Annotated in this window: 26 protein-coding genes; 13 read left to right on the top strand and 13 right to left on the bottom strand. The window is 64.9% G+C overall.

All coding sequences use genetic code 11. The features are described from left to right. Positions 1-18: 18 nt before the first annotated feature. From pcaG to pcaD, 4 genes are read right to left on the bottom strand one after another with little or no spacing between them, the layout of a single operon-like run. Positions 19-633 carry a protocatechuate 3,4-dioxygenase subunit alpha gene (gene pcaG, locus AC1D10_RS16680; protein ID WP_477273608.1) on the bottom strand — a complete coding sequence of 205 codons (615 nt, stop codon included), beginning with the start codon at positions 631-633 and terminating at the stop codon, positions 19-21. Next, positions 633-1,388 carry a protocatechuate 3,4-dioxygenase subunit beta gene (gene pcaH, locus AC1D10_RS16675; RefSeq protein WP_477273606.1) on the bottom strand — a complete coding sequence of 252 codons (756 nt, stop codon included), beginning with the start codon at positions 1,386-1,388 and terminating at the stop codon, positions 633-635. The genes pcaG and pcaH overlap by 1 nt, the downstream gene beginning before the upstream one ends. Continuing rightward, entirely contained in the window at positions 1,378-1,785 is a 408-nt protein-coding gene (gene pcaC / locus AC1D10_RS16670) for a 4-carboxymuconolactone decarboxylase (protein WP_477273604.1), read from the bottom strand. Before pcaC ends, pcaH begins: the two co-directional genes overlap by 11 nt. Beyond that, on the bottom strand, positions 1,778-2,587 hold the full coding sequence (pcaD, locus tag AC1D10_RS16665) for a 3-oxoadipate enol-lactonase (protein WP_477273602.1): 810 nt from the start codon (positions 2,585-2,587) through the stop codon (positions 1,778-1,780). Before pcaD ends, pcaC begins: the two co-directional genes overlap by 8 nt. A gap of 93 nt (positions 2,588-2,680) precedes the next feature. Here pcaD and pcaQ point away from each other — a divergent pair, with 93 nt between their 5' ends. The 8 genes from pcaQ (at position 2,681) to AC1D10_RS16625 (ending at position 10,924) form a co-directional block, all read left to right on the top strand. Next, positions 2,681-3,598, top strand: coding sequence for a pca operon transcription factor PcaQ (gene pcaQ / locus AC1D10_RS16660; protein ID WP_477273600.1), 918 nt, complete (start codon positions 2,681-2,683; stop codon positions 3,596-3,598). A gap of 331 nt (positions 3,599-3,929) precedes the next feature. Then, positions 3,930-5,207, top strand: a complete 1,278-nt coding sequence (locus AC1D10_RS16655; RefSeq protein WP_477274127.1) for an ABC transporter substrate-binding protein — start codon at positions 3,930-3,932, stop codon at positions 5,205-5,207. 21 nt (positions 5,208-5,228) lie between these two features. Beyond that, on the top strand, positions 5,229-5,972 hold the full coding sequence (locus tag AC1D10_RS16650) for an ABC transporter ATP-binding protein (RefSeq protein WP_477274125.1): 744 nt from the start codon (positions 5,229-5,231) through the stop codon (positions 5,970-5,972). Further along, positions 5,969-6,697 (top strand): ABC transporter ATP-binding protein, encoded by a 729-nt coding sequence (locus tag AC1D10_RS16645; protein WP_477273598.1) that lies wholly within the window; start codon positions 5,969-5,971, stop codon positions 6,695-6,697. The genes AC1D10_RS16650 and AC1D10_RS16645 overlap by 4 nt, the downstream gene beginning before the upstream one ends. Continuing rightward, positions 6,694-7,590, top strand: coding sequence for a branched-chain amino acid ABC transporter permease (locus AC1D10_RS16640; protein ID WP_477273596.1), 897 nt, complete (start codon positions 6,694-6,696; stop codon positions 7,588-7,590). The genes AC1D10_RS16645 and AC1D10_RS16640 overlap by 4 nt, the downstream gene beginning before the upstream one ends. Beyond that, entirely contained in the window at positions 7,587-8,651 is a 1,065-nt protein-coding gene (locus AC1D10_RS16635) for a branched-chain amino acid ABC transporter permease (protein WP_477273594.1), read from the top strand. The genes AC1D10_RS16640 and AC1D10_RS16635 overlap by 4 nt, the downstream gene beginning before the upstream one ends. A gap of 2 nt (positions 8,652-8,653) precedes the next feature. Further along, the gene (locus AC1D10_RS16630) at positions 8,654-9,439 is read left to right on the top strand and encodes a coniferyl-alcohol dehydrogenase (protein ID WP_477274123.1); all 786 of its coding nucleotides are present in this window, start codon (positions 8,654-8,656) and stop codon (positions 9,437-9,439) included. Between the two features lie 39 nt (positions 9,440-9,478). Next, a complete protein-coding gene (locus AC1D10_RS16625) occupies positions 9,479-10,924 on the top strand; it encodes an aldehyde dehydrogenase (RefSeq protein WP_477273592.1) in 1,446 nt (481 codons plus the stop codon). Here AC1D10_RS16625 and AC1D10_RS16620 read toward each other — a convergent pair. The 7 genes from AC1D10_RS16620 to AC1D10_RS16590 all read right to left on the bottom strand — a co-directional run bounded on the left by AC1D10_RS16620 (position 10,912) and on the right by AC1D10_RS16590 (position 16,868). Further along, positions 10,912-12,315, bottom strand: a complete 1,404-nt coding sequence (locus tag AC1D10_RS16620; RefSeq protein WP_477273590.1) for an FAD-binding oxidoreductase — start codon at positions 12,313-12,315, stop codon at positions 10,912-10,914. The two genes, AC1D10_RS16625 and AC1D10_RS16620, sit on opposite strands and share 13 nt — an antisense overlap. A gap of 140 nt (positions 12,316-12,455) precedes the next feature. Then, on the bottom strand, positions 12,456-13,715 hold the full coding sequence (locus AC1D10_RS16615) for an ABC transporter substrate-binding protein (protein ID WP_477273588.1): 1,260 nt from the start codon (positions 13,713-13,715) through the stop codon (positions 12,456-12,458). Between the two features lie 107 nt (positions 13,716-13,822). Beyond that, positions 13,823-14,251: a DUF4440 domain-containing protein gene (locus tag AC1D10_RS16610; RefSeq protein ID WP_477273586.1), complete on the bottom strand. Its 429-nt coding sequence runs from the start codon at positions 14,249-14,251 to the stop codon at positions 13,823-13,825. Continuing rightward, positions 14,248-15,303 (bottom strand): aldo/keto reductase, encoded by a 1,056-nt coding sequence (locus AC1D10_RS16605; protein WP_477273584.1) that lies wholly within the window; start codon positions 15,301-15,303, stop codon positions 14,248-14,250. The genes AC1D10_RS16610 and AC1D10_RS16605 overlap by 4 nt, the downstream gene beginning before the upstream one ends. Continuing rightward, complete coding sequence (locus AC1D10_RS16600; RefSeq protein ID WP_477273582.1) at positions 15,300-15,653, bottom strand: TIGR04076 family protein; 354 nt, start codon at positions 15,651-15,653, stop codon at positions 15,300-15,302. Before AC1D10_RS16600 ends, AC1D10_RS16605 begins: the two co-directional genes overlap by 4 nt. 1 nt (position 15,654) lies before the next feature. Beyond that, the gene (locus AC1D10_RS16595) at positions 15,655-16,137 is read right to left on the bottom strand and encodes a DUF3830 family protein (RefSeq protein WP_477273580.1); all 483 of its coding nucleotides are present in this window, start codon (positions 16,135-16,137) and stop codon (positions 15,655-15,657) included. Further along, the gene (locus tag AC1D10_RS16590) at positions 16,134-16,868 is read right to left on the bottom strand and encodes a GntR family transcriptional regulator (protein ID WP_477273578.1); all 735 of its coding nucleotides are present in this window, start codon (positions 16,866-16,868) and stop codon (positions 16,134-16,136) included. The genes AC1D10_RS16595 and AC1D10_RS16590 overlap by 4 nt, the downstream gene beginning before the upstream one ends. A gap of 126 nt (positions 16,869-16,994) precedes the next feature. Here AC1D10_RS16590 and AC1D10_RS16585 point away from each other — a divergent pair, with 126 nt between their 5' ends. The 5 genes from AC1D10_RS16585 to AC1D10_RS16565 are packed head-to-tail and all read left to right on the top strand — an operon-like array spanning position 16,995 to position 21,745. Continuing rightward, positions 16,995-17,795 carry an ABC transporter ATP-binding protein gene (locus AC1D10_RS16585; RefSeq protein ID WP_477273576.1) on the top strand — a complete coding sequence of 267 codons (801 nt, stop codon included), beginning with the start codon at positions 16,995-16,997 and terminating at the stop codon, positions 17,793-17,795. Further along, positions 17,792-18,559, top strand: a complete 768-nt coding sequence (locus AC1D10_RS16580; protein WP_477273574.1) for a branched-chain amino acid ABC transporter ATP-binding protein — start codon at positions 17,792-17,794, stop codon at positions 18,557-18,559. Before AC1D10_RS16585 ends, AC1D10_RS16580 begins: the two co-directional genes overlap by 4 nt. Next, complete coding sequence (locus AC1D10_RS16575) at positions 18,556-19,464, top strand: branched-chain amino acid ABC transporter permease (protein WP_477273571.1); 909 nt, start codon at positions 18,556-18,558, stop codon at positions 19,462-19,464. The genes AC1D10_RS16580 and AC1D10_RS16575 overlap by 4 nt, the downstream gene beginning before the upstream one ends. After that, a complete protein-coding gene (locus AC1D10_RS16570) occupies positions 19,461-20,444 on the top strand; it encodes a branched-chain amino acid ABC transporter permease (protein WP_477274121.1) in 984 nt (327 codons plus the stop codon). The genes AC1D10_RS16575 and AC1D10_RS16570 overlap by 4 nt, the downstream gene beginning before the upstream one ends. Continuing rightward, on the top strand, positions 20,441-21,745 hold the full coding sequence (locus AC1D10_RS16565) for an NAD(P)/FAD-dependent oxidoreductase (protein ID WP_477273569.1): 1,305 nt from the start codon (positions 20,441-20,443) through the stop codon (positions 21,743-21,745). The genes AC1D10_RS16570 and AC1D10_RS16565 overlap by 4 nt, the downstream gene beginning before the upstream one ends. A 132-nt stretch (positions 21,746-21,877) precedes the next feature. On the opposite strand, the gene AC1D10_RS16560 is transcribed toward AC1D10_RS16565, so the two are convergent. Further along, complete coding sequence (locus tag AC1D10_RS16560) at positions 21,878-23,194, bottom strand: aspartate aminotransferase family protein (RefSeq protein ID WP_477273567.1); 1,317 nt, start codon at positions 23,192-23,194, stop codon at positions 21,878-21,880. Between the two features lie 151 nt (positions 23,195-23,345). Continuing rightward, a complete protein-coding gene (locus AC1D10_RS16555; protein ID WP_477273565.1) occupies positions 23,346-24,248 on the bottom strand; it encodes a LysR family transcriptional regulator in 903 nt (300 codons plus the stop codon). Between the last annotated feature and the right edge of the window lie 100 nt (positions 24,249-24,348).

Below are 24,348 nucleotides of genomic sequence, written 5' to 3'. Positions count from 1 at the left end.
TCTTGGGTCTCCTGAGCATCAGCTGTCGAAGAAGACCGTTTCCTTCTCCCCCTGGAGATGGATGTCGAAGACATAAATATCGCCGGTGCGCTCGGCGATCAGCGTCGGCACGCGAATGCGGTGCTCGATGCGCGCCAGGATCGGATCCTCGGCATTGGCCTCTGCCTCGTCGGAAAAATAGAGCCTTGTGTGCAGGCCGAGATTGATGCCGCGGGCGACGATCCAGAGCGTGACGTGCGGCGCCATCAGGCGGCCATCCCTAAACGGAACGCGGCCCGGCTTGATCGTGTCGATCGCGCACAGGCCGGTGTCCATGTCGGTAGGGCAGCGGCCCCAGCCGAAAAAATTCGGATCGGCAGCGCCGCGCAGTTCCGCCGGCGAATTGTAAAACCCGTCCGCGTCCGCCTGCCAGATCTCGATCAGCGCGTCCTTCAGCGGCGTGCCGGTGCCGTCTAGCACCCGGATGCGCAGGCCGATGCGCTCGCCCCTGGTCTTGTCGTTGACCATGGCCGCACCAAGATCGCTCGCATAGACGCCGCCGATGCCGCAGAAATTGGGTGTCAGCCCGATATGGACGTAGGGTCCGGCGGTCTGCGAAGGGCTTTCCCTGAGCCGGTCGAGCGACTGGGCCATCAATTGCCCTCCAGCCTGTTTTCGAACAGCGACGAGCGGCGCCCGCGCAGCACGATGTCGAACTTGTAGGCACGCGCGTCGAAGGGGATCGTCGCCTGCATGTCGAGCGTGGCGATCAGCGTTTCGATGGCCGCCCTGTCGGGGATGCCGCGCGCGATCGGACAGTGCCAGATCAGCGGGTCGCCCTCGAAATACATCTGCGTGATCAGCCGCTGGGCAAAGCCGTGGCCGAAGACCGAGAAATGGATGTGCGAGGGCCGCCAGTCGTTCGGCCCGTTCGGCCAGGGATAGGGACCGGGCTTGACGGTGCGAAAGGCATAGCCGCCATCCTCACCGGTGATGGCGCGGCCGCAGCCGCCAAAGTTCGGGTCGAGCGGCGCCAGGTAGCCGTCCTTCTTGTGGCGGTAGCGGCCGCCGGCATTGGCCTGCCAGAATTCGAGCAGCGCGCCAGGCACGCCAACACCGCGTTCGTCGAGCACCCGTCCATAGACGATGATGCGCTCGCCGATGGCGCTCTCGCCGGGTCTGGCGAAATTGTGGATCAGGTCGGCGTCGAGTTCGCCGAGCATGGCGTGACCGAAGACCGGGCCAGTTATTTCCGAGAGCGTGTTGTCAAAGGCGAGCGGCGCCTTCTGCGGCGAGCGCAGCACGGAGGTCTTGTAGTTCGGCGTCAGCGCCGGCGGATGCCAGGTCCGGTCGCGCTGGAAGAAGGCGCCGGTCTCGGGGCTCCGGTTCGAGCCGGACTCAGCGGGCATTCCTGGCTCCGTCCATTTCCGAAAACACGTCCTTGGCGATCTTGAAGGCACGGTTGGCGGCCGGCACCCCGGCATAGATGGCGACATGCAGGAACGCTTCGCAGATATCGTCGCGCGAGGCACCGGTGTTGACGGTGGCGCGCACATGCATGGCGACCTCCTCATCATGGCCGAGTGCGGCCAGCAGCGCCAGCGTGACGATCGAGCGTTCGCGCTTGGTGAAGGCTGGCCGTGCCCACACCGTTCCCCAGGCGGCCTCGGTGATCAGTTCCTGGAAAGGCTGGTCGAAATCGGTGGCGGCAATCTCGGCCCGGTCGACATGCTGGTCGCCGAGCACGGACCGCCGCACTGCGAGGCCCGTGCGATATCTGGCGGCGTTGCCGGGGACTTCATCCATGGGTTTCTGCTCCAGGGGCAAGCGATGCGATAAAATTGCGGATCAGGGCGACCAGCGCTTCGGGCTGTTCGACACAAGGAATGTGTCCGGCGTCGCGGATGATCTCGAAGCGCGCGCCGGGAATGAGAGCCGCCAGCGAGCGGACAAGGTCAGGAGGCGTCGAGCCGTCCTGATCGCCGGCAATGCAAAGCGTCGGCACCGCGATGCGGCGTGCTGCGTCGGTGAAATCCGCGTCGCGCACTGCCGTGCAGGTCCCGATGTAACCGGCAAGCGCTTGCCGGGTCATCATGTTCCAATAGCCGTCCAACTCGGCCAGCCGCGCCGAGTGGAAGGCGGGGGTGAACCACACCTTGAGCACGCCATCGGCAATGGCCTGGATGCCCTTGCTTTCGACCGTCGCGATGCGTGTGTTCCAGCTGTCCGTCGTGCCGATCTTGTGGGCTGTGTCGCACAGGATCAGGCCTTCGACCATTTCAGGGCGCCTGATATAAAATCCTTGCGCGATCATGCCGCCGACCGACAGGCCGCACAGCACGACCTTGCCCAGGCCGAAATGATCGATGAGCGCGCAGAGATCATCGACATGATCGTCGATCGACCTGATGTCGCCGATATCGGAGAGCCCGTGGCCGCGCTTGTCGTAGACCAGCAGAGGCATTTCTCCGCCCAGAATCGACAGGACCTGGTCCCAGATCCGGAAGTCGGTGCCGAGCGAATTGATGAACACGATCGGGCGAGCACTGCCGTTCGCCTCGATGCGACGGTGGTGCAGCGTGATGCCGCCGATGGTGACGAATGGCACGATTTCGGTCCTCCACCTCCACATTGCACAAGGCATTTGGTTCGGTAAAATGATATTTTGCGCCGTTTCATTAACTCAGGGGTTATCAAATCCGTGTCCGAGAGCCGAATTCGCTTCCGTCACCTGCAGGCATTCCTGGAAGTTGCGCGGCAGGGAAGCGTGGCGAGAGCGGCCGATCTTCTGCATGTCAGCCCACCGGCGGTGACCAAGACTTTGCGCGAACTGGAAGAGGCGCTCGGCGTGGCGGTGGTCGAACGCGATGGCCGCGGCATCAGGCTGACGCGCATCGGCGAGATCTTCCTTCGCCATGCCGGCACGGCGATCACAGCGCTCAAGCAAGGCGTTGATTCCGTCAGGCAGGACGGGGCGATCAACCGTCACCCCATCCGTATCGGCGCGCTGCCGACGGTCTCCGCGCGGGTGATGCCGCTTGCTATGACCCTGTTCCTCAAGGAGGGCACCGGTGCAGCGATCAAGATCGTCACCGGCGAGAACGCGGTGCTGCTCGAACAACTGCGCACCGGCGCACTCGATCTCGTTGTCGGGCGGCTGGCGGCGCCAGAGAACATGACCGGTTTCTTCTTCGAGCACCTCTATTCCGAACAGGTGCTGTTCGTGGTGCGGTCGGGACATCCGCTGCTTGATCCGGATCAGGATGTGTTCGCGCGGCTCGACGAATTCCCGATGCTCATGCCGACGCGGGAATCGGTCATCCGTCCCTTCGTCGACCGGCTGTTCATCACCAACGGCATGACGGCACCGGCAACCGAGATCGAAACCGTCTCGGACTCCTTCGGCCGTGCCTTCCTGCGGCAGAGCAACGCCATCTGGATCATTTCGGCCGGTGTCGTTGCCAACGAACTCGGCAGTGGCGCCTTCGTCGCGTTGCCGGTCAACACTGAGGAGACCAAAGGGCCGGTCGGCCTGACGATGCGGACGGACACGGCACCCTGGCCGGCCTTCTCCATCCTGCTGCAGACCATCCGCGAGGCGGCAAGGCAAGGCAGCTGACGACGCGAAACTTCCAACCGGACGTCGTTTCGGCTGCGCGGTTTCCTAACCCAGAGGTTAATGAAATACCGCAAAATATCATTTTACCGAACCAAACCCGTAGTGCACTGTGACGATGGAGGATCAAAAATCGTGCCATTCGTCGCCATCGGCCACACAGCGCTGCAGCCTTGCCAGATCGGGGCGAACTGCCATGCGGCCATCGATGCATGGCAGGGAAAGGTGGCGGTGGATCACCGTCTCAAGCGTTGAACGAACCGGTGGTTGCCGCAATGCGCCACCACAGAGGGAGGAACAGATGACCCACGCCAGCAGAGCCACCATTCCAGGCATGTCGCGACGCCAATTCATCGCTACATCGATCGCCGGCGGCGCGGCGCTCACGCTTGGCAGCCGCAGTGCCTTTGCGCAGGCCGGCGACACGCTCAAGGTCGGCTTCGTCAGCCCGCGCACCGGTCCGCTCGCCGGTTTCGGCCAGACCGACGGCTATGTGCTCGATCTGGCCCGCAAGGCGCTGGCCGGCGGCCTCGACATCGGCGGCAAGAAATACAGCGTCGAAATCCTCGACCAGGACACGCAGTCCGATCCGTCACGCGCCGGTCAGTTGGCCAAGGACCTTATCAACAACCAGGCCATCGACCTGATGCTGGCGGTGTCGACGCCCGAGGTGATCAATCCGGTGGCCGACGCCTGCGAAGCCGCCGGCGTGCCGTGCCTGTCGACAGTCATGCCTTGGGAGGCATGGTATTTCGGCCGTGGCGCCAAGCCCGGCGCGCCCTCGCCGTTCAAATGGACCTATCATTTCGGCTTCGGCGTCGGCGAGTTCTTCAAAACCTACATCTCGCAATGGAATCTGATCGAGACCAACAAGAAGGTCGGCGTCATGTATCCAAACGACGCCGACGGCAACGCCATCCGCGCCAACCTGGCGCCGCTGCTGGCCAAGCAAGGCTTCACCATCGTCGATCCCGGCGCCTATGAGACCGGCACCACCGACTATTCCTCGCAGATCGCGCTGTTCAAGCAGGAAGGCGTCGAGATCTTCAATTCCTTCCCGATCCCGCCGGATTTCGCTGCGTTCTGGCGCCAGGCGGCACAGCAAGGCCTGATCAAGCAGATCAAGATCTGCCAGGTCGCCAAGACCGGGCTGTTCCCGTCTGACATCGAGGCGCTCGGCGATCTCGGCATGAAGATCTCGAGCGCCGCCTATTGGCACAAGGCCTTCCCGTACAAGTCGCCGCTGACCGGCGTTTCGGGAACCGAGCTGGCCGACGGCTATGAGGCGGCGAGCGGCAAGCAGTGGACACAGCAGCTCGGCGCCTCGATGTCGTTGCTCGACGCCGGCTTCGAGGCTCTGAAGGCAAGCAGCGACGCCAAGGACAAGGCGGCAGTGGCCAAGGCGCTGAGCCAGCTCAAGACCGAGACGATGATCGGCAAGGTCGACTTCACCAGCGGCCCGGTCGCCAACGTCTCGCCCGGCCCGATCATCGGCACCCAGTGGGTGGCCGCAAAGGAAGGCAGCAAGTTCCCGCTCGACTATGTCGTGACCGAAAACGCCACGGACCCGAAAGTGCCCGTCGAAGCCAAGCTTCTGCCTTACAACGGCTGATGGACCGCTGACGAGGATCGCCTGGTGACCCATCCGAAACAACAGGCGATCCTCGCGGCCGCCGGTATCCACAAGCGCTTCGGCGCACTCGTTGTGCTGGATGCCGTCGATTTCACCATGGCGGCTGACGAGGCGGTCGGCATCGTCGGCCCCAACGGCGCCGGCAAGACGACGCTGCTCAGCGTGCTGGCCGGGGCTTTTCCACCAAGCTCAGGCACGGTCAGCTTCAAGGGCGGCGATGTCACGCCGCTATCGGCGACGCAGCGCTGCCGGCTCGGGCTGGTGCGCACGCACCAGGTGCCAAAACCGTTCAGCGGCATGACCACCTTCGAGAATGTCTTCGTCGCCGCCTCGCATGGCGCTGGCCTCGGCCGCGACGAGGCCTATGAGGAAGCACTCGGGTCGCTGAAACTGTGCGGCATGTTGGGCGTCGCCAACCGGCGCGCCGAGACGCTCGGGCTGCTTGACCGCAAACGGCTGGAACTGGCGCGGGCGCTCGCTGCAAGACCGACGCTGCTGCTGCTGGACGAGATCGGCGGCGGATTGACCGATGGCGAAGCCGGCGAACTGGTCGACACGATCAAGGAATTGCGCCGGCGCAAGATCGGCATCGTCTGGATCGAGCACATCGTGCATATCCTGCTGCAGGTGGCCGAGCGGCTGATCTGCATGGACGCCGGCAAGATCATCGCCGACGGCGAGCCGCAGACGGTGATGGCCGACCCCGAGGTCGTTCGCGCCTATCTTGGCGGAGGCCCGAAATGAGCCTGCTGTCGGTCGAGAACCTGGTTGTCCGACACGGCCTGCTGCAGGCGGTTCGTGGCGTCAGCTTCAGCATCGAACGCGGCGAAACGCTGGCGCTGGTCGGCGCCAATGGCGCCGGCAAGACGACGCTGCTCCGGGCGATCGCCGGCGCGCATCAGCCGGCGGCCGGCCGCGTGCTGCTGGACGGTGCCGACCTCACCAGCGTGCCGTCGCACCGACGTGTCGGCATGGGTATCGCGCTGGTGCCGGAAGGGCGAAAACTGTTCGTGCAGATGACGGTCGAGGAGAACCTTCTGCTCGGCAAGACCGCCGGCCGGCCGGGCGACTGGAGCGTCGACAAGGTGCTGGAGATGTTCCCCAATTTGAAGCCGCGCCGCCATGCCAGGACGGGCCACCTTTCGGGAGGCGAGCAGCAGGCGACGGCGATCGGCCGCGCTCTGATGAGCAATCCGGACGTGCTGCTGCTCGACGAGGTTTCGCTCGGCCTGTCGCCGCTGATCGTCGATCGTGTCTATGCGGCGCTGCAAGGGTTGATCGCTTCGGGCACCACGATCATCCTAGTTGAACAGGACCTCAATCGGGCGCTTGCGGTATCCGACAGGGTCATCTGCATGCTCGAAGGGCGTGTCGCGCTCGAAGGGCCGAGCATGGAGGTTTCGCGCGACGAGGTGACGAAAGCCTATTTCGGCCTGCACCGGAAAAGCACCGGGAGCGTTCCGGTATGAGCAACCAGATCATCCAGGGCATCCTTCTCGGCGGCTATTATGCGCTGATCGCTTGCGGCCTGTCGTTCATGTTTTCGGTGATGCGCATCATCAACCTCGCCCATGGCAGCCTTGCGGTGTTCGCTGCCTATGCGCTGTGGTGGCTGGCCTCGCGGTTCCATATCTCGCCCTTTGTCGGCCTGCTCATCGTCCTGCCGCTGATGGCCGCGATCGGCTGGGCGCTGCAGCGCTTCCTGCTCGACCGCAGCGCGCGCGGTGGTGCCCTGCTGCCGATCCTGACGACATTTGGCCTCGCCATCGTCATCGACAATCTGCTGTTCGAACAGTTCGGCGCCGACACCCGTTCGCTGGCGCCCTATATCGGCAGCCTGTCCTATGATTCCTGGGAATGGCCGGGCAGCATCTATGTCGGCAAGCTCGCCGTGATCATGTTCGCTACCGCCGTGATCCTGCTTGGCGGGCTGCAATTGTTCCTCACCCGCACCAAGCTTGGCCGCTCGATCCGCGCCACGTCGGAAGACCCCGACACCGCCGGCCTGGTCGGGGTCGATGCGCGCCGCGCCAACGCCATCGCCGCCGCCATCGCCATGGTCACGGTCGGTCTTGCCGGCGCGTTCCTGGGCATGCGCGCCACCTTCGATCCCTATGCCGGCACGCCGCAATTGCTGTTCGCCTTCGAGGCGGCGGTGATCGGCGGCGCCGGTTCGCTGTGGGGAACGCTGATCGGCGGCATCGTGCTGGCGCTTGCGCAGACACTCGGCGCGCAAGTGCATCCGCAGGGGTTTCTGATCGGCGGCCACGCTGTCTTCCTCGTCGTGCTGTTCGTGCGGCTGTCCGCGTCCGGCATCGGCTTGCGCGGGCTGTTGCGCCTGCCATCCGGGAAGACGCCATGAGCGCTTCCGTCCCCATGCCTGTCATCGAGCGCGGCACCGCGACGTCGCGGATCGCCGCCATTGCCGTCGCCGTCATCATCGCGCTGCTTGCGATCGCACCGCAGGTCCTGTCGGCCGGCGCGGTCGACCGGATGACGGCGCTGTTCATCTATGTGATCCTGGCGGCGATGTGGAACGCACTGGCCGGCTTCGGCGGCCTGGTCTCGGTCGGCCAGCAGGTGTTCTTCGGGCTCGGCGCCTATTTCGCCATCCGGCTTGCCGATGCAGGCCTCAACCCGTTCCTGGCGCTGTTCGCCTCGGGAATTGTCGTCGGCATGGTGTCCATCCCGCTGTCGCTGTTCATGCTGCGGCTCAGAAACGGCGAGTTCGCCATCGGCATGTGGGTGATCGCGGCACTGACGCATCTGCTGGTCAATCTCGACCGGCTGGTGCAGGGCGAAACCGGCACCTCGCTGATCTCGCTCAATGTCTACGATGCCGGTACGAGGCGGGCAACGATCTACTGGCTGGCGCTGGCGTCGATGACCGCGCTGCTGGCCATCCTGTTTGGCCTGCTGCGCGGCAGCACCGGTGCCGCGATCCGCGCGATCCGCGACAATGAGGACGCCGCCGCCTCGGTCGGCGTGCGCGTCACCGGTACCAAGCGGCTGCTGTTCGTGCTTGCCGCCTTCGGCATCGGCATTGCCGGCGCGTTGTGGCTGGCGACCTCGATCACCTTCCAGCCGAAAACCTACTTCAACGTCCAATGGACCGCCTACATGATCTTCATGGTGCTGGTCGGCGGCATCGGCACTTTCGAGGGTGCCATACTCGGCGCGCTGGTGTTCTTCCTCATCGAGACGTGGTTCGGCGGCACCGGCGTCTGGTATCTGGTCGGCCTTGGCGCCACGGCCGTGCTGTTCTCGCTCTTCCTGCCGCGCGGCCTGTGGGGGACGATCGAAGAGCGTTTTGGCCTGCGCCTGCTGCCGGTCGGCTACCGCGTCAGGCTTCCCACGGATCCCACCGATGGCGACGCGACGTCTTCGCCACAGCAAGCCACAACATTTCGGGAGAAGGCATGACCATGCTTTTCGGCAAGACCATCCTCATCACCGGTGTCGCCTCCGGCATCGGCGCGCGCACGGCGGAACTCGCCGGCCAGCTCGGCGCCGATGTGATCGGCGTCGATGTGCGCGAGCCGGCTGCGGCGGTTGGCAGTTTCGTCAAGGCCGACATCTCCACCAAGGCCGGCGTCGATGATCTCATCGCGCGCCTGCCGCAGCGCATCGACGCGCTCTGCAATGTCGCCGGCCTCTCCGGCAGCACCGGCGCGGCATCGACGCTGGCCGTCAACTTCTTCGGGCTGCGGGCGCTTTCGGAAGGTCTCGCCACCAGACTTCGCGAAGGCGGCGCCATCGTCAACGTCGCCTCGATCGCCGGCTATGGCTGGCGCGCCAATCTCACACGCGCCGCCTCGATGGTCGGCATCGAAGGTTTTCCGGATGTCGCCGAGGTGGTCTGCGACCACGCCGTCAGGAACGAGGAAGGCTATCCCGTCTCCAAGGAACTGCTGCTCTTGTGGACCTTCCGCGCGGCGCACCAGGACCTGTTCAAGCGCCGCGGCATCCGCGTCAACGCGGTGAGCCCCGGCCCGGTCGAAACGCCGATCCTGAAACAGTTCCGCACCGTGCTCGGCGATGCGCGCGTCGACAGCGACATTGCCAGGGTCGGACGCGCCGGCACATCAGGCGACATCGCGCCGGTTGTGCTGTTCCTGTGCTCCGACGGCGCGCGCTGGATCAACGGCGCCAACGTGCCGGTCGATGGTGGCCTCGAAGCATCGATCAACGCCGAAATGTTCGGATTCTAAACCAACGAGGACGCTCCGAACGGAGCGAGGGAGACAGTCATGGATATCGGACTTCTGATCGACGGCGATAAAAGGGATGCGTCCGGCTCGGCCTCCTACGAGCGCATGGACCCGTTCACCAGCAAGCTGGCGACCCGCGCGGCAGCGGCCAGCGTTGCCGATGCCAATGCCGCGGTCGAAGCCGCAGCAGCCGCCTTTCCGGCGTGGTCGAAGACCGGGCCGGGTGAGCGCCGCGCCTTGCTGAGCAAGGCGGCTGATGTCATGGCCTCAAAAGTCGGCGAGTTCACCAGGCTGATGATGGAAGAAACCGGCGCAACGGGACCCTGGGCCGGCTTCAACGTCATGCTGGCGGCCAACATGCTGCGCGAAGCGGCGGCGATGACGACACAGATTTCGGGCGAGATCATCCCCTCCGACAAGCCGGGTACGCTGGCCATGGCGATCCGCCAGCCGGCCGGTGTGTGCCTCGGCATCGCGCCATGGAATGCGCCGGTCATTCTCGGCACCCGCGCCATCGCGATGCCGATCGCTTGCGGCAACACGGTGGTGCTGAAGGCATCCGAAATGTGCCCGGGCACGCACCGGCTGATCGGCCAGGTGCTGGTCGAGGCCGGCCTGCCGAAGGGCGTCATCAATGTCGTCACCAACGATCCCAAGGATGCCGCCGGCATCGTCGAGGCACTGGTCGCGCATCCCTCGGTCAAACGCGTCAACTTCACCGGCTCGACCAAGGTCGGCAGGATCATCGCCGAACTCGCCGGCCGGCACCTGAAGCCCGCGCTGCTCGAACTCGGCGGCAAGGCGCCGTTGCTGGTGCTAAACGACGCCGACATCGATGCGGCGGTCAACGCCGCCATCTTCGGCGCCTTCATGCATCAGGGCCAGATCTGCATGTCGACCGAACGGCTGATCGTCGACGACAAGGTCGCCGACGAGTTCGTGACAAAACTCGCGGCTCGCGCCTCCAAGCTGCCGGCGGGCGATCCGCGCGGCCATGTCGTGCTGGGATCGCTGATCAGCAGCCAGGCGGCCGACAAGATGGAGGAACTCATCGCCGATGCTGTCGCCAAGGGTGCCAAACTGGTCGCGGGTGGCAAGCGCAGCGGTACCGTGGTGGAAGCGACGTTGCTCGACCATGTCACGCCGGCGATGCGCGTCTATGCCGAAGAATCCTTCGGGCCGGTCAAGCCGGTGATCCGGGTAAAGGGTGAGGACGAGGCCGTGCGTGTCGCCAACGACACCGAATACGGCCTGTCGTCAGCCATCTTCAGCCGCGACATCAAGCGCGCCATGGCGGTGGCAGCGCGCATCGAAGCCGGCATCTGCCACATCAACGGCCCGACCGTCGGCGACGAGGCACAGATGCCGTTCGGCGGCGTCAAGGGCTCGGGCTACGGCCGCTTCGGCGGCAAGGCATCGATCGCCGAGTTCACCGATTTGCGCTGGGTGACGATCGAGGATCCGGGCCAGCATTATCCGTTCTGACCCGGAGGGCTGAGGTCGAAGACCCGCCCCGGATTGAGGATGTTCCTGGGGTCAAGGGCTGCCTTCAGTCGCCGCATCGTGGCGATCTCGGCGTCGCTGCGGACCAGATGCAGCCACTTCTTCTTGTCGAGGCCGATGCCATGTTCGGCCGAAACGCCGCCGCCGGCAGCCGCCACGCCGCGATAGACGATGTCGTATGCCGCCGCCGGATCCGCCGTGCGAACCTGGTAGTGCAGGTTGCCGTCGCCGAGATGACCGAAGACATAGATGTCGGCGCCGGAATCCATGGCATGGATGGCAGCATCCGCGTTCCGCAGGAAAGCTCCCATCCGCGCCAGCGGGATGCTGATGTCTACCCCGACCAAGCCCTTGATCGAAAACAGGACGCGATTGGCGTCCTCGCGCACGGCCCACAGCGTCCGGACTTCGCGCGGCGACTGCGAGACGACGACGTCGTCGACCACGCCATCCTCGACCGCCTGCATCAAGACCTCGGCGAAGCGCTCGCCGTCACGTTCGGGTTCGCTGCCCTGGATCTCGGCCAGCACGTAGACGGATGAGCCCGCCGGCAGCGGTGCCGGCATGTCCATGCTGGCGACCATGGCGTCATAGAGCGGGGCGAAGTTGACCTCATAGGCGGACAGGAGTGGGCCGAGCTTTTGCCGTAGCAGCCCAAGCAGGGCAATCGCCGCATCGAGCGAAGAGAGGGCGCAGAAGGCGTTCACCTCGGACACCGGCTTCGGATGCAGCCGGAGCGCGGCACGTGTGACGACGCCAAGCGTCCCTTCCGAGCCGATGAAGAGCTGGCTGAGGTCGTAGCCGGAATTGTCCTTGGGCAGACCTTTTAGCGATGTCAGCACGCTGCCATCGGCAAGCACGGCTTCCAGACCGAGCACCTGCGCCCGGTACATGCCGTAGCGCAGCACGCGGATACCGCCGGCATTGGTGGCAACATTGCCGCCAACCGTGGCCGATCCCCGCGCGCCGATATCGACGCCGAACATCAGCCCGGCGCCGTCGGCTGCTTCCTGCACCGCCTGCAGCGTTGCGCCCGCTTCGGCGACGATGCTGGCAGCCTGGCGATCCGGAACGGCAAGGCCGGTCATGCGCTCCAGCGACAGCACGACCTCGCCCGGCTGCACACGCGCGGCGCCGGTCAGCCCGGTGCGCCCGCCCTGCACGACAATCGGCTGGCCGAGGCGGTTGCATGCAGCGAGTGCTGCCGCGACACCCTCGGTGTCACGCGGGCGCAGCACCACTTGCGGGAGAGCACCAAGCTTGCCGTCGGGATCGTCGCGATAACGCTGGTCAACGTCGGAGCCAGCGAGCACACTGCCCGCGCCCAGCCGACCGTCGAGAGCATTTAGAAGCTTTTGGGTATCAGGCGACATCGGCCAATCCTAATCACGATCGCCTGCCGGTCAAATCCTCCGTGCAAGCGACATCGTCCGCATGATCCTCCTTGGACAATGCGGGACAGGCGGCCGCCGGCGTCGATCACGATGGAACGACGCCGGACAACAGGGCCGTCTTACTGAAGTTTGGCCTGCAGCGCGTTGACGTCGTCGGTGGTCATTTCACCGTCGGTCGTCACCTTGCCGTCGACGATTTTCCACAACCGGAACGGGCCGGTGATGTCGCCATACTTGTCGAAGGCGACCGGGCCGATGACGCCTTCGTAGCGGATCGGCTTGCCGTCCTTGATCAGCCCGAGTGCCTTGGCAAACTCTTCCTTGCCGGCAAAGATCGGCGTGCCGGTCGGGTCGACCGCCTTGTACATCGCATCCTTGATCTTGGCCGGGTCCTCGGAGCCGGCAATGGCGATGGCCAGCCCGACGATGGCGCCGGCATCATAGGAACGGTCGGCCGCCGGATTGGATGGCTCGATGCCGGAGAATTCCTTGTAGTTCTTGGTAAAATACTCCGTCGAGGCGGTCGGGCTGGTGCCGGACGACGTGCCATAGGCTTCCTTCAGATAATCGGCGCCGACGGACTCGATGAAGTCCGGGCTGTTCATGCCGTCATTGAGCAGGAATTTCTGCACGCCGCCCTGCGAGATCCAGGTGCGGGCAACCGTTGCGCCGTCGACCGGGGTGCTGACGAGGTAGAGCCCGTCCGGCTCGCCGGCCATCGCCGCCGTCACCTCCGAAGCATAGCTCGACTGCTTTTCGTTGTAGGGCGTGTCGGAGATGATTGTCCCGCCGAGCGCTTTGTAGGCACGCGAGAATTCGGCGACCATGTTGACGCCGAAGTCGTTGTTGACATGGATGATCGACAGTTTCTTGAAGCCCTTGTCGATGGCATATTTGGCGGCGGCGACGCCCTGCAGCGCATCCGAGGTGATGGTGCGGAAGAAGATGCCGTTGGTCTTGCCGTCGCGACCGAGAGCGGTCAGCGTCGGCGAGGATGATGCCGGCGACACCTGGACGATCTTGGCCGGTGCCGTGACCGAGGTCAGGATCGGGATCGACACAGACGAGATGATGCCGCCGATGATCACCGGCACCTTCTTGACCTGAACCAGCTGGGTGGCGGCATCGACCGCGATGTTGCCCTGGCTCTGGCTGTCGCGCGTGTCGGTCGCCAGGTCGCAGCCGCGCACGCCGCCGGCGGCGTTGATGTCACGGAAGGCCATCTCGACCGATTTGGCGCCGGCCTGGCCGTATTCGCCCGCCGGGCCGGTCAGTTCCATGACGAGGCCGACGGTGATCTTGCAATCGGCGGCTTGCGCGGCACCTGCCATCGTCACGAGAGCGAGCGCGGTGGTGAGTTGGAGTATCGTCTTTCTCATTGTTGTTCCCCTTTGAGCTACACGAACTGGATTACATGTGTCTTTGTTCAAGCATCGGATTTGCCCAAAAACCGCTTCGAACTTTTTGGTCCGATGCTCTGGCCTGTTCAGCGTTCCGGCACCTGCAGCCAGGTTTCATGCAGATGTCGCCATAGGACGCCGTTGGGCGCCGATGAACTGGTGGTGAAAACGGCACTGGATTGGCGGCGGCTGTGCTGGCCGCCCCGCAGCTGCGCCTCGACGTAGAGGATGATGATCGTGTCGGCATCCTGCCAGCCAGGCCGGATGTCCTCGATCGAAATGGTGAAGCCGCCGTCGCAAGTCGCGCGGCTGGTGCGGACATGATCGACGACCGCGTCGCGATCGAGGATCTGGCCGTCCGGCGCGACCATGGCGAAGCCTTCGCCCATGACACGCTCGAAGCGAGTGAAGTCCACTGTGTTGGCCCGCGCGGCGACGAACCAGTCGACGAAGAAGCGATGCAGGTCGACGACTTCGGCGCTTGCGCGTGAAAACAGGGAGGGTTCGCCGGTCATTGCTTCCCCGCATTGAGGTTGTAATGCATGATTGAACCGTGGCGGCCATGGCGGTCGCGCTCCAGCGTGTAGACATCACCCTCGAGGCCGGAGCCTTGTGCAATGACGGCCGCAATCCGCGCCCGGTCCTCGGCATCGAGCGCAACGTCCATGATGCCGGCGTTGGCCAGCGCATGCGCCTGGTTGCGGGCGCCGACGATGACGGCCGCCACTTGCGGCTGTTCGAGCACCCAGGCACTGGCGATGGTGGCGATATCGACGCCGTGGCGGTCGCCGACGGCCTTCAGGACTTGGAGCAGTTGCTGGAACAGGTCCCAGCCGCCAAAGTCATCGATGATCAGCTTGTATTTGACCAGCGAGCGGTTTTCGAGCGGCGTGGCAGGCTCGGCCACACCTAGCCATCTGTCGCTGAGGAAGCCACCGGCGACGGATCCATAGCAGAGGAAGGAGACCCCGTTTTTCGCGCCGAGTGCGGCAAGGCTGTTACCCGGCCGCTGGTCGAGCACGGAGTATTGCAGCTGCTGGCTGACCAGCGGGATGCCGGCAGCGAGGATTTCGGCGAGCCGCGGCGTGTCGAAATTGGTGGTGCCGAGATTGCGCACCTTACCCTCAAGCCGAAGCTCGTTGAGCCAGCCCATCGCCTCGACATAGCGAGGCTGCGCATAATCCCACCAGTGGAACTGCACGAGATCGAGCCGCTCGGTCTTCAGTCGGCGCAGCGACTGGTCGACGATGGCCCTGATGTAGTCGCGGCTGATGCCGGCTAGCCGTTCGAGGTCGGGCACCAGCTTGGTGTGCACTTTCATCCTGGCGGCGGTGTCGAGGCCGCGCTCGCCGGCCAGCCGCAGGCGCGCGGCCCCGATCAGTTCCTCGACGCCGGTGTAGATGTCGGCGCAATCATAGGTCCAGATGCCGGCATCGAAGGTGGCGATCAGGTCGGCCACCGCCTGCTGGCGGTCGATGGCACCATGCCCGCCGGCCAGTTGCCAGCCGCCGCGAATGACACGCGAGATCGTGTAGCCGGGGCCGAGTTCGAAGGTCTTGGCACTCATTTGTCTTCATTCTCCTTCGACAGCGGCACGGCCGTGGTCTCGGCATGGCTGAACCGCCGTTTGCCGGTCCTGACGATCCTCAGCCGGCTGGCGCAATTGGGATCGGGACAAGCGATCTCGGCGTCCGAGGTCATCCAGTCATTGGGGTGGGTGGGGCGCTGCTTGGCGGCCAGCAGCGGCAACACGGCCGATATCGAATAGATCGAAAAACCCTGGCCGGCCGGCATCGACAGCATCTCGCCCTTCAGCTCGAAATAGTCGCCGGCCTTGGCGCCGCAATAGATCGGCTTGCCCTCCGGGATGACCGCCTCGACGCGAAGATCGAAGAGTTCGAAACCGTCGCCAGCCATTTCAAGCCTCCACCAGGCTGAAGGTGACATCGCAGGCGCCATTGCGGCGGATGACGCCGCAGGCGGCGGCGAACCGGTCGCGCTCTTCGGCGCGCACTTGCGCCACCACGCTGCCGGCGAGCCAGCCGATCGGAAACAAGAGCCGCGCGCCCTGCCCGTAGTAGAGACCGATGTCGAAGATCGCATTGGGATTGCCGCCCCACACGCGCGGCGGCACATAGGACAGCACGATGTCGCCCGGCTGCGGCGTCAGCGTCGCGTTCTCGGCCGGCAAGGGCCTGGCATAGGCCTGCCCCTCAAGATCGGCGGCGGGAACCGGACAAGAGATTTCCGGCCCTGTCCACATCGCATGGATGCCCGGGACGACGCGTGGGGAGCCGAGATATGCCGAGAGGAAGGCCGCGCTTTCCGGCGCCTTCTCCGGCAGCAACAGCGCCGTCACGGATAGCTTTGAGCGCGGCTCGGTGATCCTGATGGCGGTCATGTCTGGTCTTTCGCGGCGGCGGATTGCAGCTTGCTGCGCAGGAAGGTGAAGGGCCGGCTGATGTCGGCAACCAGCGATTCCCGTGCCGCCTGCGCATCCTGCGTGGCCAGCGCGGTGACGATGCGCCGGTGATACTGGGCTGTGTCGACCTCGCCGGCTTCCGAGAAGGCGTAGATGGCGACACGAATGCAGGGGCCTGATTGCAGCCACAGGCTCTCGATCATCGGGATCAGCACGGCCGAGCCGCAGGAGCGGTAGATCTCGAAGTGAAAGCTCTGGTTGAGCGTCACTTCTCGATCGACATCCTTCTTGTGTTTCAGCGCCCGCATCTCGTCCCATTCGCCGAGAATGGTTTCGATGGTGGCGATCTGGCGCGGCCCCATGCGGGCGGCGGCCAGCGCGATGGCCTCGCCCTCGATCAGGATGCGAGCACGCAAGAGATCGTCGAGGCGTTCCAGAGTGATCGGCGGCACCCGCACCGAACGGTTGGGCAGCGCCTCCAGCGCCTTTTCCGTGATCAGCCGGCCGAGCGCCTCGCGCACCGGCATGGTCGACGTGACCAGCGCATCGGCGAGCCCACGGATGGTCAGCACCTGGCTCGGCTCGAACAGGCCGCCAATCAAGGCACGGCGTAGCTCCGAATAGACGCGATCCTGCACGGTTTCGCGGCCGACCGGCGCAAGCTGCGCCGCGATCGCCTCGTTGTTCTTTTCGATGGCAGCCTTTTGCATGGATTTCCGTTCTTGGCGGTTTTCGGCTTGCAGAGGAAATTAAAGCCGAATAGCGTGATCAAAGCAAGTGTGATCACAAATCAAAAATCAGGAGACGGCGACGATCGTCTTCGGCCAGAGGGTTTGATGAGCGAGGCAGCGGGACAGCAGGGGCAGGAGACCCATGCGGCGGTTCTGACGGCAAGGAACGTCGTCAGGCGGTTCGGCGGCCTCGTCGCCGTCAACGATGTCTCGTTTGATGTCAGGGCGGGAGAAATCCTTGGCCTGATCGGGCCGAACGGCGCCGGCAAGACGACGATGTTCGATCTGCTCGCCGGCAGCATCCTGCCGACCAGCGGCGAGATCCTTCTCAACGGCACGCGCGTTTCGGGCGAAGCCGCACATCTGCGCATCGGCCGCGGCCTTGGCCGCACCTTTCAGATCCCGCGCCCGCTGCCCAATCTGACACTGATCGAAAACATCATGCTGGCCGCGCAAGGTCAGGCCGGCGAAAGACTGCTCGCCAACTTCGTCACGCCATGGCGGGTGGCGGCGCAGGAGAGAGCCGCCAGGACCAAGGCGCTCGAATTGCTGGAGCTCGTCACCCTCACCCACCTTGCGCATGAGCCGGCGCGCGTGCTTTCCGGCGGCCAGCGCAAGTTGCTCGAACTCGCCCGCGTCATGATGGCCGACCCGGCGATCATTTTGCTCGACGAACCGGCGGCGGGCGTCAACGCAACGCTGCTCGAAGTCATCATCGACCGCATCCGCGACATCAACGCGCGCGGCATCACCTTCCTGCTGATCGAGCACAACATCGACATGGTGACGCGGCTCTGCCATCGCGTCCTCGTCATGGCGAGCGGCCAGTTGCTCAGCGAAGGCACGGCGGAACAGGTCGCCCGTGATCCGCGCGTCATCGAGGCCTATCTCGGAGGCACAGCATGAATGATATCGTCCTCGATGTCCGCAGTCTCGAGGCCGGCTACGAGCCCGGCGTGCCGATCGTGCGCGGCGCCTCGATCACCGTAAGCAAGGGCGAGATCGTCGTCGTGCTCGGCCCCAATGGCGCCGGCAAGTCGAGCTTCATCAAGGCGATTGCCGGCCTCGTCCCGATCACCGGCGGCAAGGTGTTCCTGGACGGCAAGGACATCACTGCCGCACCGGCCCACACCATGGTGCGTCTCGGTCTTGCCTTCGTGCCGCAGACCGAAAACATCTTCCCGCTGATGTCGGTCGAAGACAATCTCAAGGTTGCCTGCGGCATCCTCGAGCGGCGCGAAATCCCTGCCCGCATCGAGGAGATGTATGGTGCCTTCCCCGACCTCGTCCGTCAGCGCCGCACCGCCGCCGGCAATCTGTCGGGCGGACAGCGGCAGATGCTCGCCGTCGCGCGGGCGCTGATCGTCCATCCCAAGGTGCTGGTGCTGGACGAGCCGTCAGCCGGCCTGTCGCCGAAATTCGTGTCGATGGTGTTCGAGATGCTGGCCGGCATCCGCAAGTCCGGCGTCACCATCCTGCTGGTCGAACAGAACGCCAAGGCAGCGCTTGCCATCGGCGACCGCGCCTATGTGCTGGTTGAAGGCAAGGACCGGCACGAGGGCATTGCCTCCGAACTGTGGAACGACCCGGTCGTCGCCGAACTCTATCTCGGCCAGCGCCCCCTCAAGGCAGAAAAGACGTCGCAGACCGGGAAAGGAGGCGCGGCATGAGCCTGCAATTCGTCGTCGACGGACTGCTGACCGGTTCGATGATCGGCCTTGGCGCCATCGGCGTGACGCTCACCTATTCGATCCTGCGGTTCTCCAACTTCGCCCATGGCGACTTCATGGCCTGGGGCACCTATGCGACGCTGGCCGTCGTCAGCGCCATCGGCGCTACCTTCGGCAAAGTGGCGCCGATCGCTCCGCTGTCCTTCGGCTGGCCGCTCATTGTCGCACTGGTCGTCGGCATGGCATTCACCGCCCTCTTGGCGCTGCTGCTCGACAAGGTGCTGTTCGCGCGGCTGCGCTCGCAGGGCCAGGCGATCATCGTGGTTATGGCGAGCTTCGGTGCCTCGATGGCGCTCAGAAGCCTGCTCGAATTCACCTTCACCTCGCGGCCGACCTATTTCAGCCGGGCGATCCAGATCGCCATGCCGGTCGGCTTCGGCATCCGCATCACGCCCGACCAGATCGCCCTGTTGCTGCTGACTGCTGTGCTGGTGCTCGGTGTGCATCTGTTGATGACGCGGACGCAGACCGGCCGCTCGATGCAGGCCTTGAGCCAGAACGCGGCACTGGCCCGCATCGTCGGTATCGACGTCGCCAGCGTGGTGCGCGTCACCTGGATCATCGGCGGCGCGCTGGCCTGCGTCGCCGGCGTGATGATCGGCATTCTGGTGCAGATCCGCCCGTTCATGGGCTTCGACATGCTGCTGCCGATGTTCGCCGCAGCCATTCTCGGCGGCATCGGCAGCATTCCCGGCGCCGTGCTCGGCGGCCTGATCATCGGGCTCGCCGAAGCCGGCGCAGTACAGATGATCGGCGCCGAATGGCGCGCCGCCGTCTCCTTCATCATCTTGATGGCGGTGCTGTTCGTGCGGCCGATCGGCCTGTTTGGTGTGAGGGAACGCTGATGGATCTGCTCGGCTACGGCGCCTTTTTCCTGACCACCGCGCTGATCTTTTCGCTGGTCACGCTGGGGCTCAATCTGCAATGGGGACTGACCGGCCTGTTCAATGTCGGCCTCGCCGGCTTCGTCGCCATCGGCGCCTACACCTCGGCCCTGCTGACCACCCCTGACGATGCCGCGCGGCTCGGCGGCTTCGGCCTGCCGATCGTTATCGGCTGGCTCGGTGCCATGGTCGTCGGCGGCATCGCCGCAGCACTTACCGGCGTGGCGACGCTGCGTCTGCGATCCGACTATCTGGCAATCACCACCTTCGGCGTCACCGTCGTCGTGCAACTGGTCGCGCTCAACGCGCAGAGGCTGACCGGTGGCCCGTTCGGCATCGGCTTCATCCCGCGCCCCTTCGGCAGCCTCGCCGAGACACCCCTGCTGTTCAACTTGTCCAACCTTGCCGTCGTCTCGGTGGTGACGATGGTTGCCTATCTCGCCTTGGAGCACCTGTCGCGCAGCCCTTGGGGGCGCGTGCTGAAGGCGCTGCGCGAGGACGAGCGGGCGGCGATCTCGCTGGGCAAGAGCGCGCGTTTCTATCGCGTCCAGGCCTTTGCCGTCGGCGGCGCCATCATGGCGCTGGCCGGCGCGCTGCAAGCGCATTTCACCGGCTTCATCGCACCGGACAATTATCTGCCGATCCTGACCTTCCAGGTCTGGGTGATGCTGATCGTTGGCGGCTCGGGCAGCAATCTCGGCGCCGTCATCGGCAGCATCCTGGTCTGGGCGATATGGGCCGGATCGGGCACGTTGACCAGCGTGCTGTTTCCGCCGGAACAACAGGCCCGCGCCGCCGCCCTGCAGATCGCCGCCATCGGCGTCATGCTCTGCGTCATCCTGCTGATCCGACCGAACGGCCTGTTCGGCGACCGGCCGCGGCGGCCATGGTATGGCAAGCGGGCGAAAATCGTTGCGGCCAAGAGCAATTCCCAGTCATGAATGCGGTGGTCCGGCAGGAAGCGCATGACGCTTCGCTCTGGCGTGCTGTCAGCCGCAACCACCGTGACCGGCCGGCGCTGCAAGGCGAGTTCGATGTCGACCTCGCCATAGTCGGCGGGGGCTTTTCCGGCCTATCGACAGCGCTGCACGCCACCGGCAAAGGGCTTTCCGTTGCCGTTCTCGAGGCCGAAGTCATCGCCTGGGGCGCGACCGGCAGGAATGCCGGCTTCGTCGTGCCGAACTTTGCCAAGATGGACCCGGTCAACATACTGGCCCATCTCGGACCCGAGCGTGGCGAAAGGCTGATCGATTTCGCCGCCGGCAGCGCCGATCTGATCTTCGGTCTGATCCGCCGGCACGGCATCGATTGCGACGCAGTGCAGAGCGGCTGGATCCAGCCGGCGCATTCGCCCGCCGCGTTCGAGAAGGTCAAATCCCGGGCCGGGCAATGGGCGCAGCGTGGCCGCCCGGCCGTCACCTTGGACCGGCAGGAGGTCGAAGCACTGACGGGCGCCAAGGGCTATGTCGGCGGCTGGATGGACCGTTCGGGCGGCGTGCTCAATCCGGTCGAATACGCGCGCGGGCTGGCCGATGCGGCCGAGAAAGCCGGCGCGCGCATCTTCGAGCATTCGCGCGTCACTTCGGTCGATCGCACGGCGGATGGCTGGACGCTGGCGACGCCATCGGGCTCGGTGCGCGCCGGCAAGGTGCTGATCGCCACCAACGCGTATGGCGGGTCGCTCAATCCGTTGCTGCAACGAACTTATTTTCCGCTCAAGGTTTTCCAGATCGCCACCGCGCCACTGCCGCGCGAAATCCGCACGCGTCTCTTGCCCGGTGGGCAAGGCGTCGGCGACACCAGACGCAATCTCTTCACCTTCCGCTTCGACGCCGAGAACCGGCTGATCAGCGGCGGCATGCATATCCTTGGCGCCGGCGCCGACACGCGCGTACCGCAGGCGATCTGGCGACGGCTTGGCCGGCATCTCGACCTGCCCGAGTTGCCGCCGCTTGCCCATAGCTGGTCGGGAATGGCCGCGGTCGAGCCGGATTTCCTGCCGCACCTCCTGGACCTTGGGCTGGGGCTCATCGCCGGTCGCGCCTGCAACGGGCGCGGCATTGCCATGACGACGGCGATGGGCAAGGTGCTGGCCGACTGGGCCTCTGGAACCGATGCCCGTGATTTGGCGCTACCGTTCGCGCTGCCGGCGCCGATCCCGTTCCATGGGTTGCTTCGGCATGCGCCCAACATGCTGCTCGGCTGGAGCATGCTGCGCGACCGGTTGGACGAGACGAGATAGGTCAATCACGACTGGTCGTGCAGGGAATCACACTGAACAGGATCGGCGCGCGGCATGCTGTTAAATGGTGACGTGGAAGGCCTCGTTTAGCGTGAGATAGGCCCTGGCGTCGCCCGCCTCGATGGCGTTCGATCACCAGTTCGACAGTGCGCGATCGAGCGTCTCGGCCAGTTGCTCGGCATTGTCCCTAGCAAAGGGCAGAGGCGGCCTGATCTTCAGCACATTGCGGCGTGGACCGCACGACGAGATTAGCACACCGTCTTCGCGCATGGCTTCAACAACCGCCGATGTCTTGGTGGCGGCCAGTGCCTCGTCGCCCCCCGCCATCAACTCGACGCCGAAATAAAGGCCGTTGTGCCTGACATCGGCAACCATGCCGTGCCGTGTCTTCAGCGTGCGCAGCAGGTCAGCCGTATAAGCGCCGACCATGCGTGCATTCTCGATCAGCCCCTCGCCCTCGATCACCTCGAGAACGGCGATGCCGACGGCGGCCGCAACCGGATTGCCGCCAAACGTGTTGAAATAGCCGGTGTTCGAGCCGAAGGAGGCGACAAGCTGCGGCCGCACGATCACCGCGCCCATCGGATGCCCATCCCCGATCGGCTTGCCCATCGTGATGATGTCAGGCTCGATGCCATAATTGGCGAAACCCCACATGCCCTGGCCGAGCCGGCCAAAGCCGGACTGGACCTCATCGGCAATGACGATGCCGCCTACCTTTTTGACGTGATCCGTCGCCTCGCGCATCACCGCCGCATCGGGAAAGAAAATGCCGTCGCTGGAAAAGGCCGAGTCGAGAAGCAGAGCCGCCGGACGGATATTTCCCGCCCGCATGTCTTCAATGGCGGCGGCGACATTCTTGGCAAAATCGCGCGCGGCGCGGCCACGGTCGCGGAACGTGTCCGGCGCTGCGACAGTGCGGTGGTGTGCGGGCACGGCTTTCGTCCCAACCGCGGCCGGCGACAATTGCGCCGTCGCGATCGTGGCGCCGTGATAGGCGAAGTCGGTGATGATCACCCCGGTGCCACCGCTGGAATGCTGGGCGATGCGAATGGCGAGGTCATTGGCCTCGCTGCCGGTACAGGTGAACAGGGCGTGGCCGAGATGGGGCGGACAGGTGCCGAGAAGTTTCTCTGCATAGTCGAGGATGATCTCGCTGAGATAGCGTGTATGCGTGTTGAGCGTCGCAGCCTGCCCCGACAGCGCCTCTACGACGCGCGGATGGCAGTGGCCGATCGAGGCGACATTGTTGTAGGCGTCGAGGAATTTCCGGCCCTGGGCATCGTAGAGCCAGACGCCGCTGCCGCGCACCAGATGGATCGGGTTGCGGTAGAAGGCGCGATAGGTCGGCCCAAGCAGCCTGGCGCGGCGCTCGAGCAGGGCGTGCTGCTGTGACGAAGTGCTGGCATCGGCAAAGGCATTTGCAGGCGAGGACTGAGACACGAGCATCTACTCCGGATTGCAATGGTCGAGAGAATAGCCGACGGCATCGGCTATGAGATCGCTAGGGATTTCGGCGTCATCGCACCGGTAACACCTTAATGCAAACTGTAGCGGAAAAAGCCTGAGCCGCGCAGACGTCCGATGGCGACGCTTGCCGTCAGCCCATCGATTTCGGCAACGCAGCCGCCAATGCATCGACGGCCAGCCGCACCTTCAAAGGCAGATGCGGCGTCTGCAGCCAAAGTGCATAACAGTCGTAGAGATATCGCGGCTCATCCGGCAGCAGCGCCACCAGCGCGCCAGCCTGGATGCGCTCGCGGACCAGCCAGTAGGGCAGCCAGGCAAGACCCATGCCTTCGGCGGCGGCGTCGGCGATGGCATCGAGATCGTCGAGCCGCAGCCGGCCGGTTGGCGTGATCTCCTGCACGCGTTGTCCCTCGCGTGCAAACAGCCACGGCTGAACGATTTGGCCAAGTCGGCGGTAGACGATGGCATGGTGGTCTGCGAGATCCCCGATCCGTCGCGGTTCGCCGTGGCGTTGGAGATAGGTGGGCGCTGCGCAGACGACCATGCCCTGCCGGGCGACGCGGCGCGCGATCACCCCGGCCTTGTCGTCCAGGACACCGGTGCGGATGGCAAGATCGTAGCCGTCCTCGGCGAGATCGGCGAAGCGGTCGCTGAGCGACAGGTCGAGTTCCAGCATCGGATATTGCCGTGCCAATCGCAGCAGCACGGGGATCACGCAGTGGCGGCCGAAATGCGCCGGCATGGTGACGCGCAGTTTCCCCCGTGGTTCTGAAAACTGGTCGGCGGCGAGCGCGTCGGCGGCATTGGCTTCGGCCAGCACGATGCGGCAGCGTTCATAGTAGGCACGTCCGAAGTCGGTCAGGTTCTGCCGGCGCGTGGTGCGGTTGAGCAACCGTACGCCCAGCCGTTCCTCGAGAAACCGGACATGCTTGCCGACCATCGGTCCGGACAGATCGAGCGCGATCGCCGTGGCCGCGAACGAGCCGAGGTCGACCGCCCTGACGAACACGGCCATGCTCTCGAGCCGATCCATAATTCGGAACTCCTGATTTCTACTGTTCTATCTGTACAGCTATTTATCGCCGAGAACCTTGGCTGCATAGCTCATTCGGTTCAGATAATTTGGAGTTTCC

It is taken from the genome of Mesorhizobium sp. P2_A8 (genome assembly GCF_056404935.1).
Note: the sequence above shows the minus strand (reverse complement) of the source record. Positions and strands in the feature narration are given on the sequence as shown.

Bases quoted from the DNA above. Each gene is read 5' to 3' on its own strand.
- pcaG (WP_477273608.1), bottom strand. From the start codon at position 633: ATGGCCCAGTCGCTCGACCGGCTCAGGGAAAGCCCTTCGCAGACCGCC.
- pcaH (WP_477273606.1), bottom strand. From the start codon at position 1,388: ATGCCCGCTGAGTCCGGCTCGAACCGGAGCCCCGAGACCGGCGCCTTC.
- pcaC (WP_477273604.1), bottom strand. From the start codon at position 1,785: ATGGATGAAGTCCCCGGCAACGCCGCCAGATATCGCACGGGCCTCGCA.
- AC1D10_RS16655 (WP_477274127.1), top strand. From the start codon at position 3,930: ATGTCGCGACGCCAATTCATCGCTACATCGATCGCCGGCGGCGCGGCG.
- AC1D10_RS16645 (WP_477273598.1), top strand. From the start codon at position 5,969: ATGAGCCTGCTGTCGGTCGAGAACCTGGTTGTCCGACACGGCCTGCTG.
- AC1D10_RS16640 (WP_477273596.1), top strand. From the start codon at position 6,694: ATGAGCAACCAGATCATCCAGGGCATCCTTCTCGGCGGCTATTATGCG.
- AC1D10_RS16635 (WP_477273594.1), top strand. From the start codon at position 7,587: ATGAGCGCTTCCGTCCCCATGCCTGTCATCGAGCGCGGCACCGCGACG.
- AC1D10_RS16630 (WP_477274123.1), top strand. From the start codon at position 8,654: ATGCTTTTCGGCAAGACCATCCTCATCACCGGTGTCGCCTCCGGCATC.
- AC1D10_RS16625 (WP_477273592.1), top strand. From the start codon at position 9,479: ATGGATATCGGACTTCTGATCGACGGCGATAAAAGGGATGCGTCCGGC.
- AC1D10_RS16620 (WP_477273590.1), bottom strand. From the start codon at position 12,315: ATGTCGCCTGATACCCAAAAGCTTCTAAATGCTCTCGACGGTCGGCTG.
- AC1D10_RS16615 (WP_477273588.1), bottom strand. From the start codon at position 13,715: ATGAGAAAGACGATACTCCAACTCACCACCGCGCTCGCTCTCGTGACG.
- AC1D10_RS16610 (WP_477273586.1), bottom strand. From the start codon at position 14,251: ATGACCGGCGAACCCTCCCTGTTTTCACGCGCAAGCGCCGAAGTCGTC.
- AC1D10_RS16605 (WP_477273584.1), bottom strand. From the start codon at position 15,303: ATGAGTGCCAAGACCTTCGAACTCGGCCCCGGCTACACGATCTCGCGT.
- AC1D10_RS16600 (WP_477273582.1), bottom strand. From the start codon at position 15,653: ATGGCTGGCGACGGTTTCGAACTCTTCGATCTTCGCGTCGAGGCGGTC.
- AC1D10_RS16595 (WP_477273580.1), bottom strand. From the start codon at position 16,137: ATGACCGCCATCAGGATCACCGAGCCGCGCTCAAAGCTATCCGTGACG.
- AC1D10_RS16590 (WP_477273578.1), bottom strand. From the start codon at position 16,868: ATGCAAAAGGCTGCCATCGAAAAGAACAACGAGGCGATCGCGGCGCAG.
- AC1D10_RS16585 (WP_477273576.1), top strand. From the start codon at position 16,995: ATGAGCGAGGCAGCGGGACAGCAGGGGCAGGAGACCCATGCGGCGGTT.
- AC1D10_RS16580 (WP_477273574.1), top strand. From the start codon at position 17,792: ATGAATGATATCGTCCTCGATGTCCGCAGTCTCGAGGCCGGCTACGAG.
- AC1D10_RS16575 (WP_477273571.1), top strand. From the start codon at position 18,556: ATGAGCCTGCAATTCGTCGTCGACGGACTGCTGACCGGTTCGATGATC.
- AC1D10_RS16565 (WP_477273569.1), top strand. From the start codon at position 20,441: ATGAATGCGGTGGTCCGGCAGGAAGCGCATGACGCTTCGCTCTGGCGT.
- AC1D10_RS16560 (WP_477273567.1), bottom strand. From the start codon at position 23,194: ATGCTCGTGTCTCAGTCCTCGCCTGCAAATGCCTTTGCCGATGCCAGC.
- AC1D10_RS16555 (WP_477273565.1), bottom strand. From the start codon at position 24,248: ATGGATCGGCTCGAGAGCATGGCCGTGTTCGTCAGGGCGGTCGACCTC.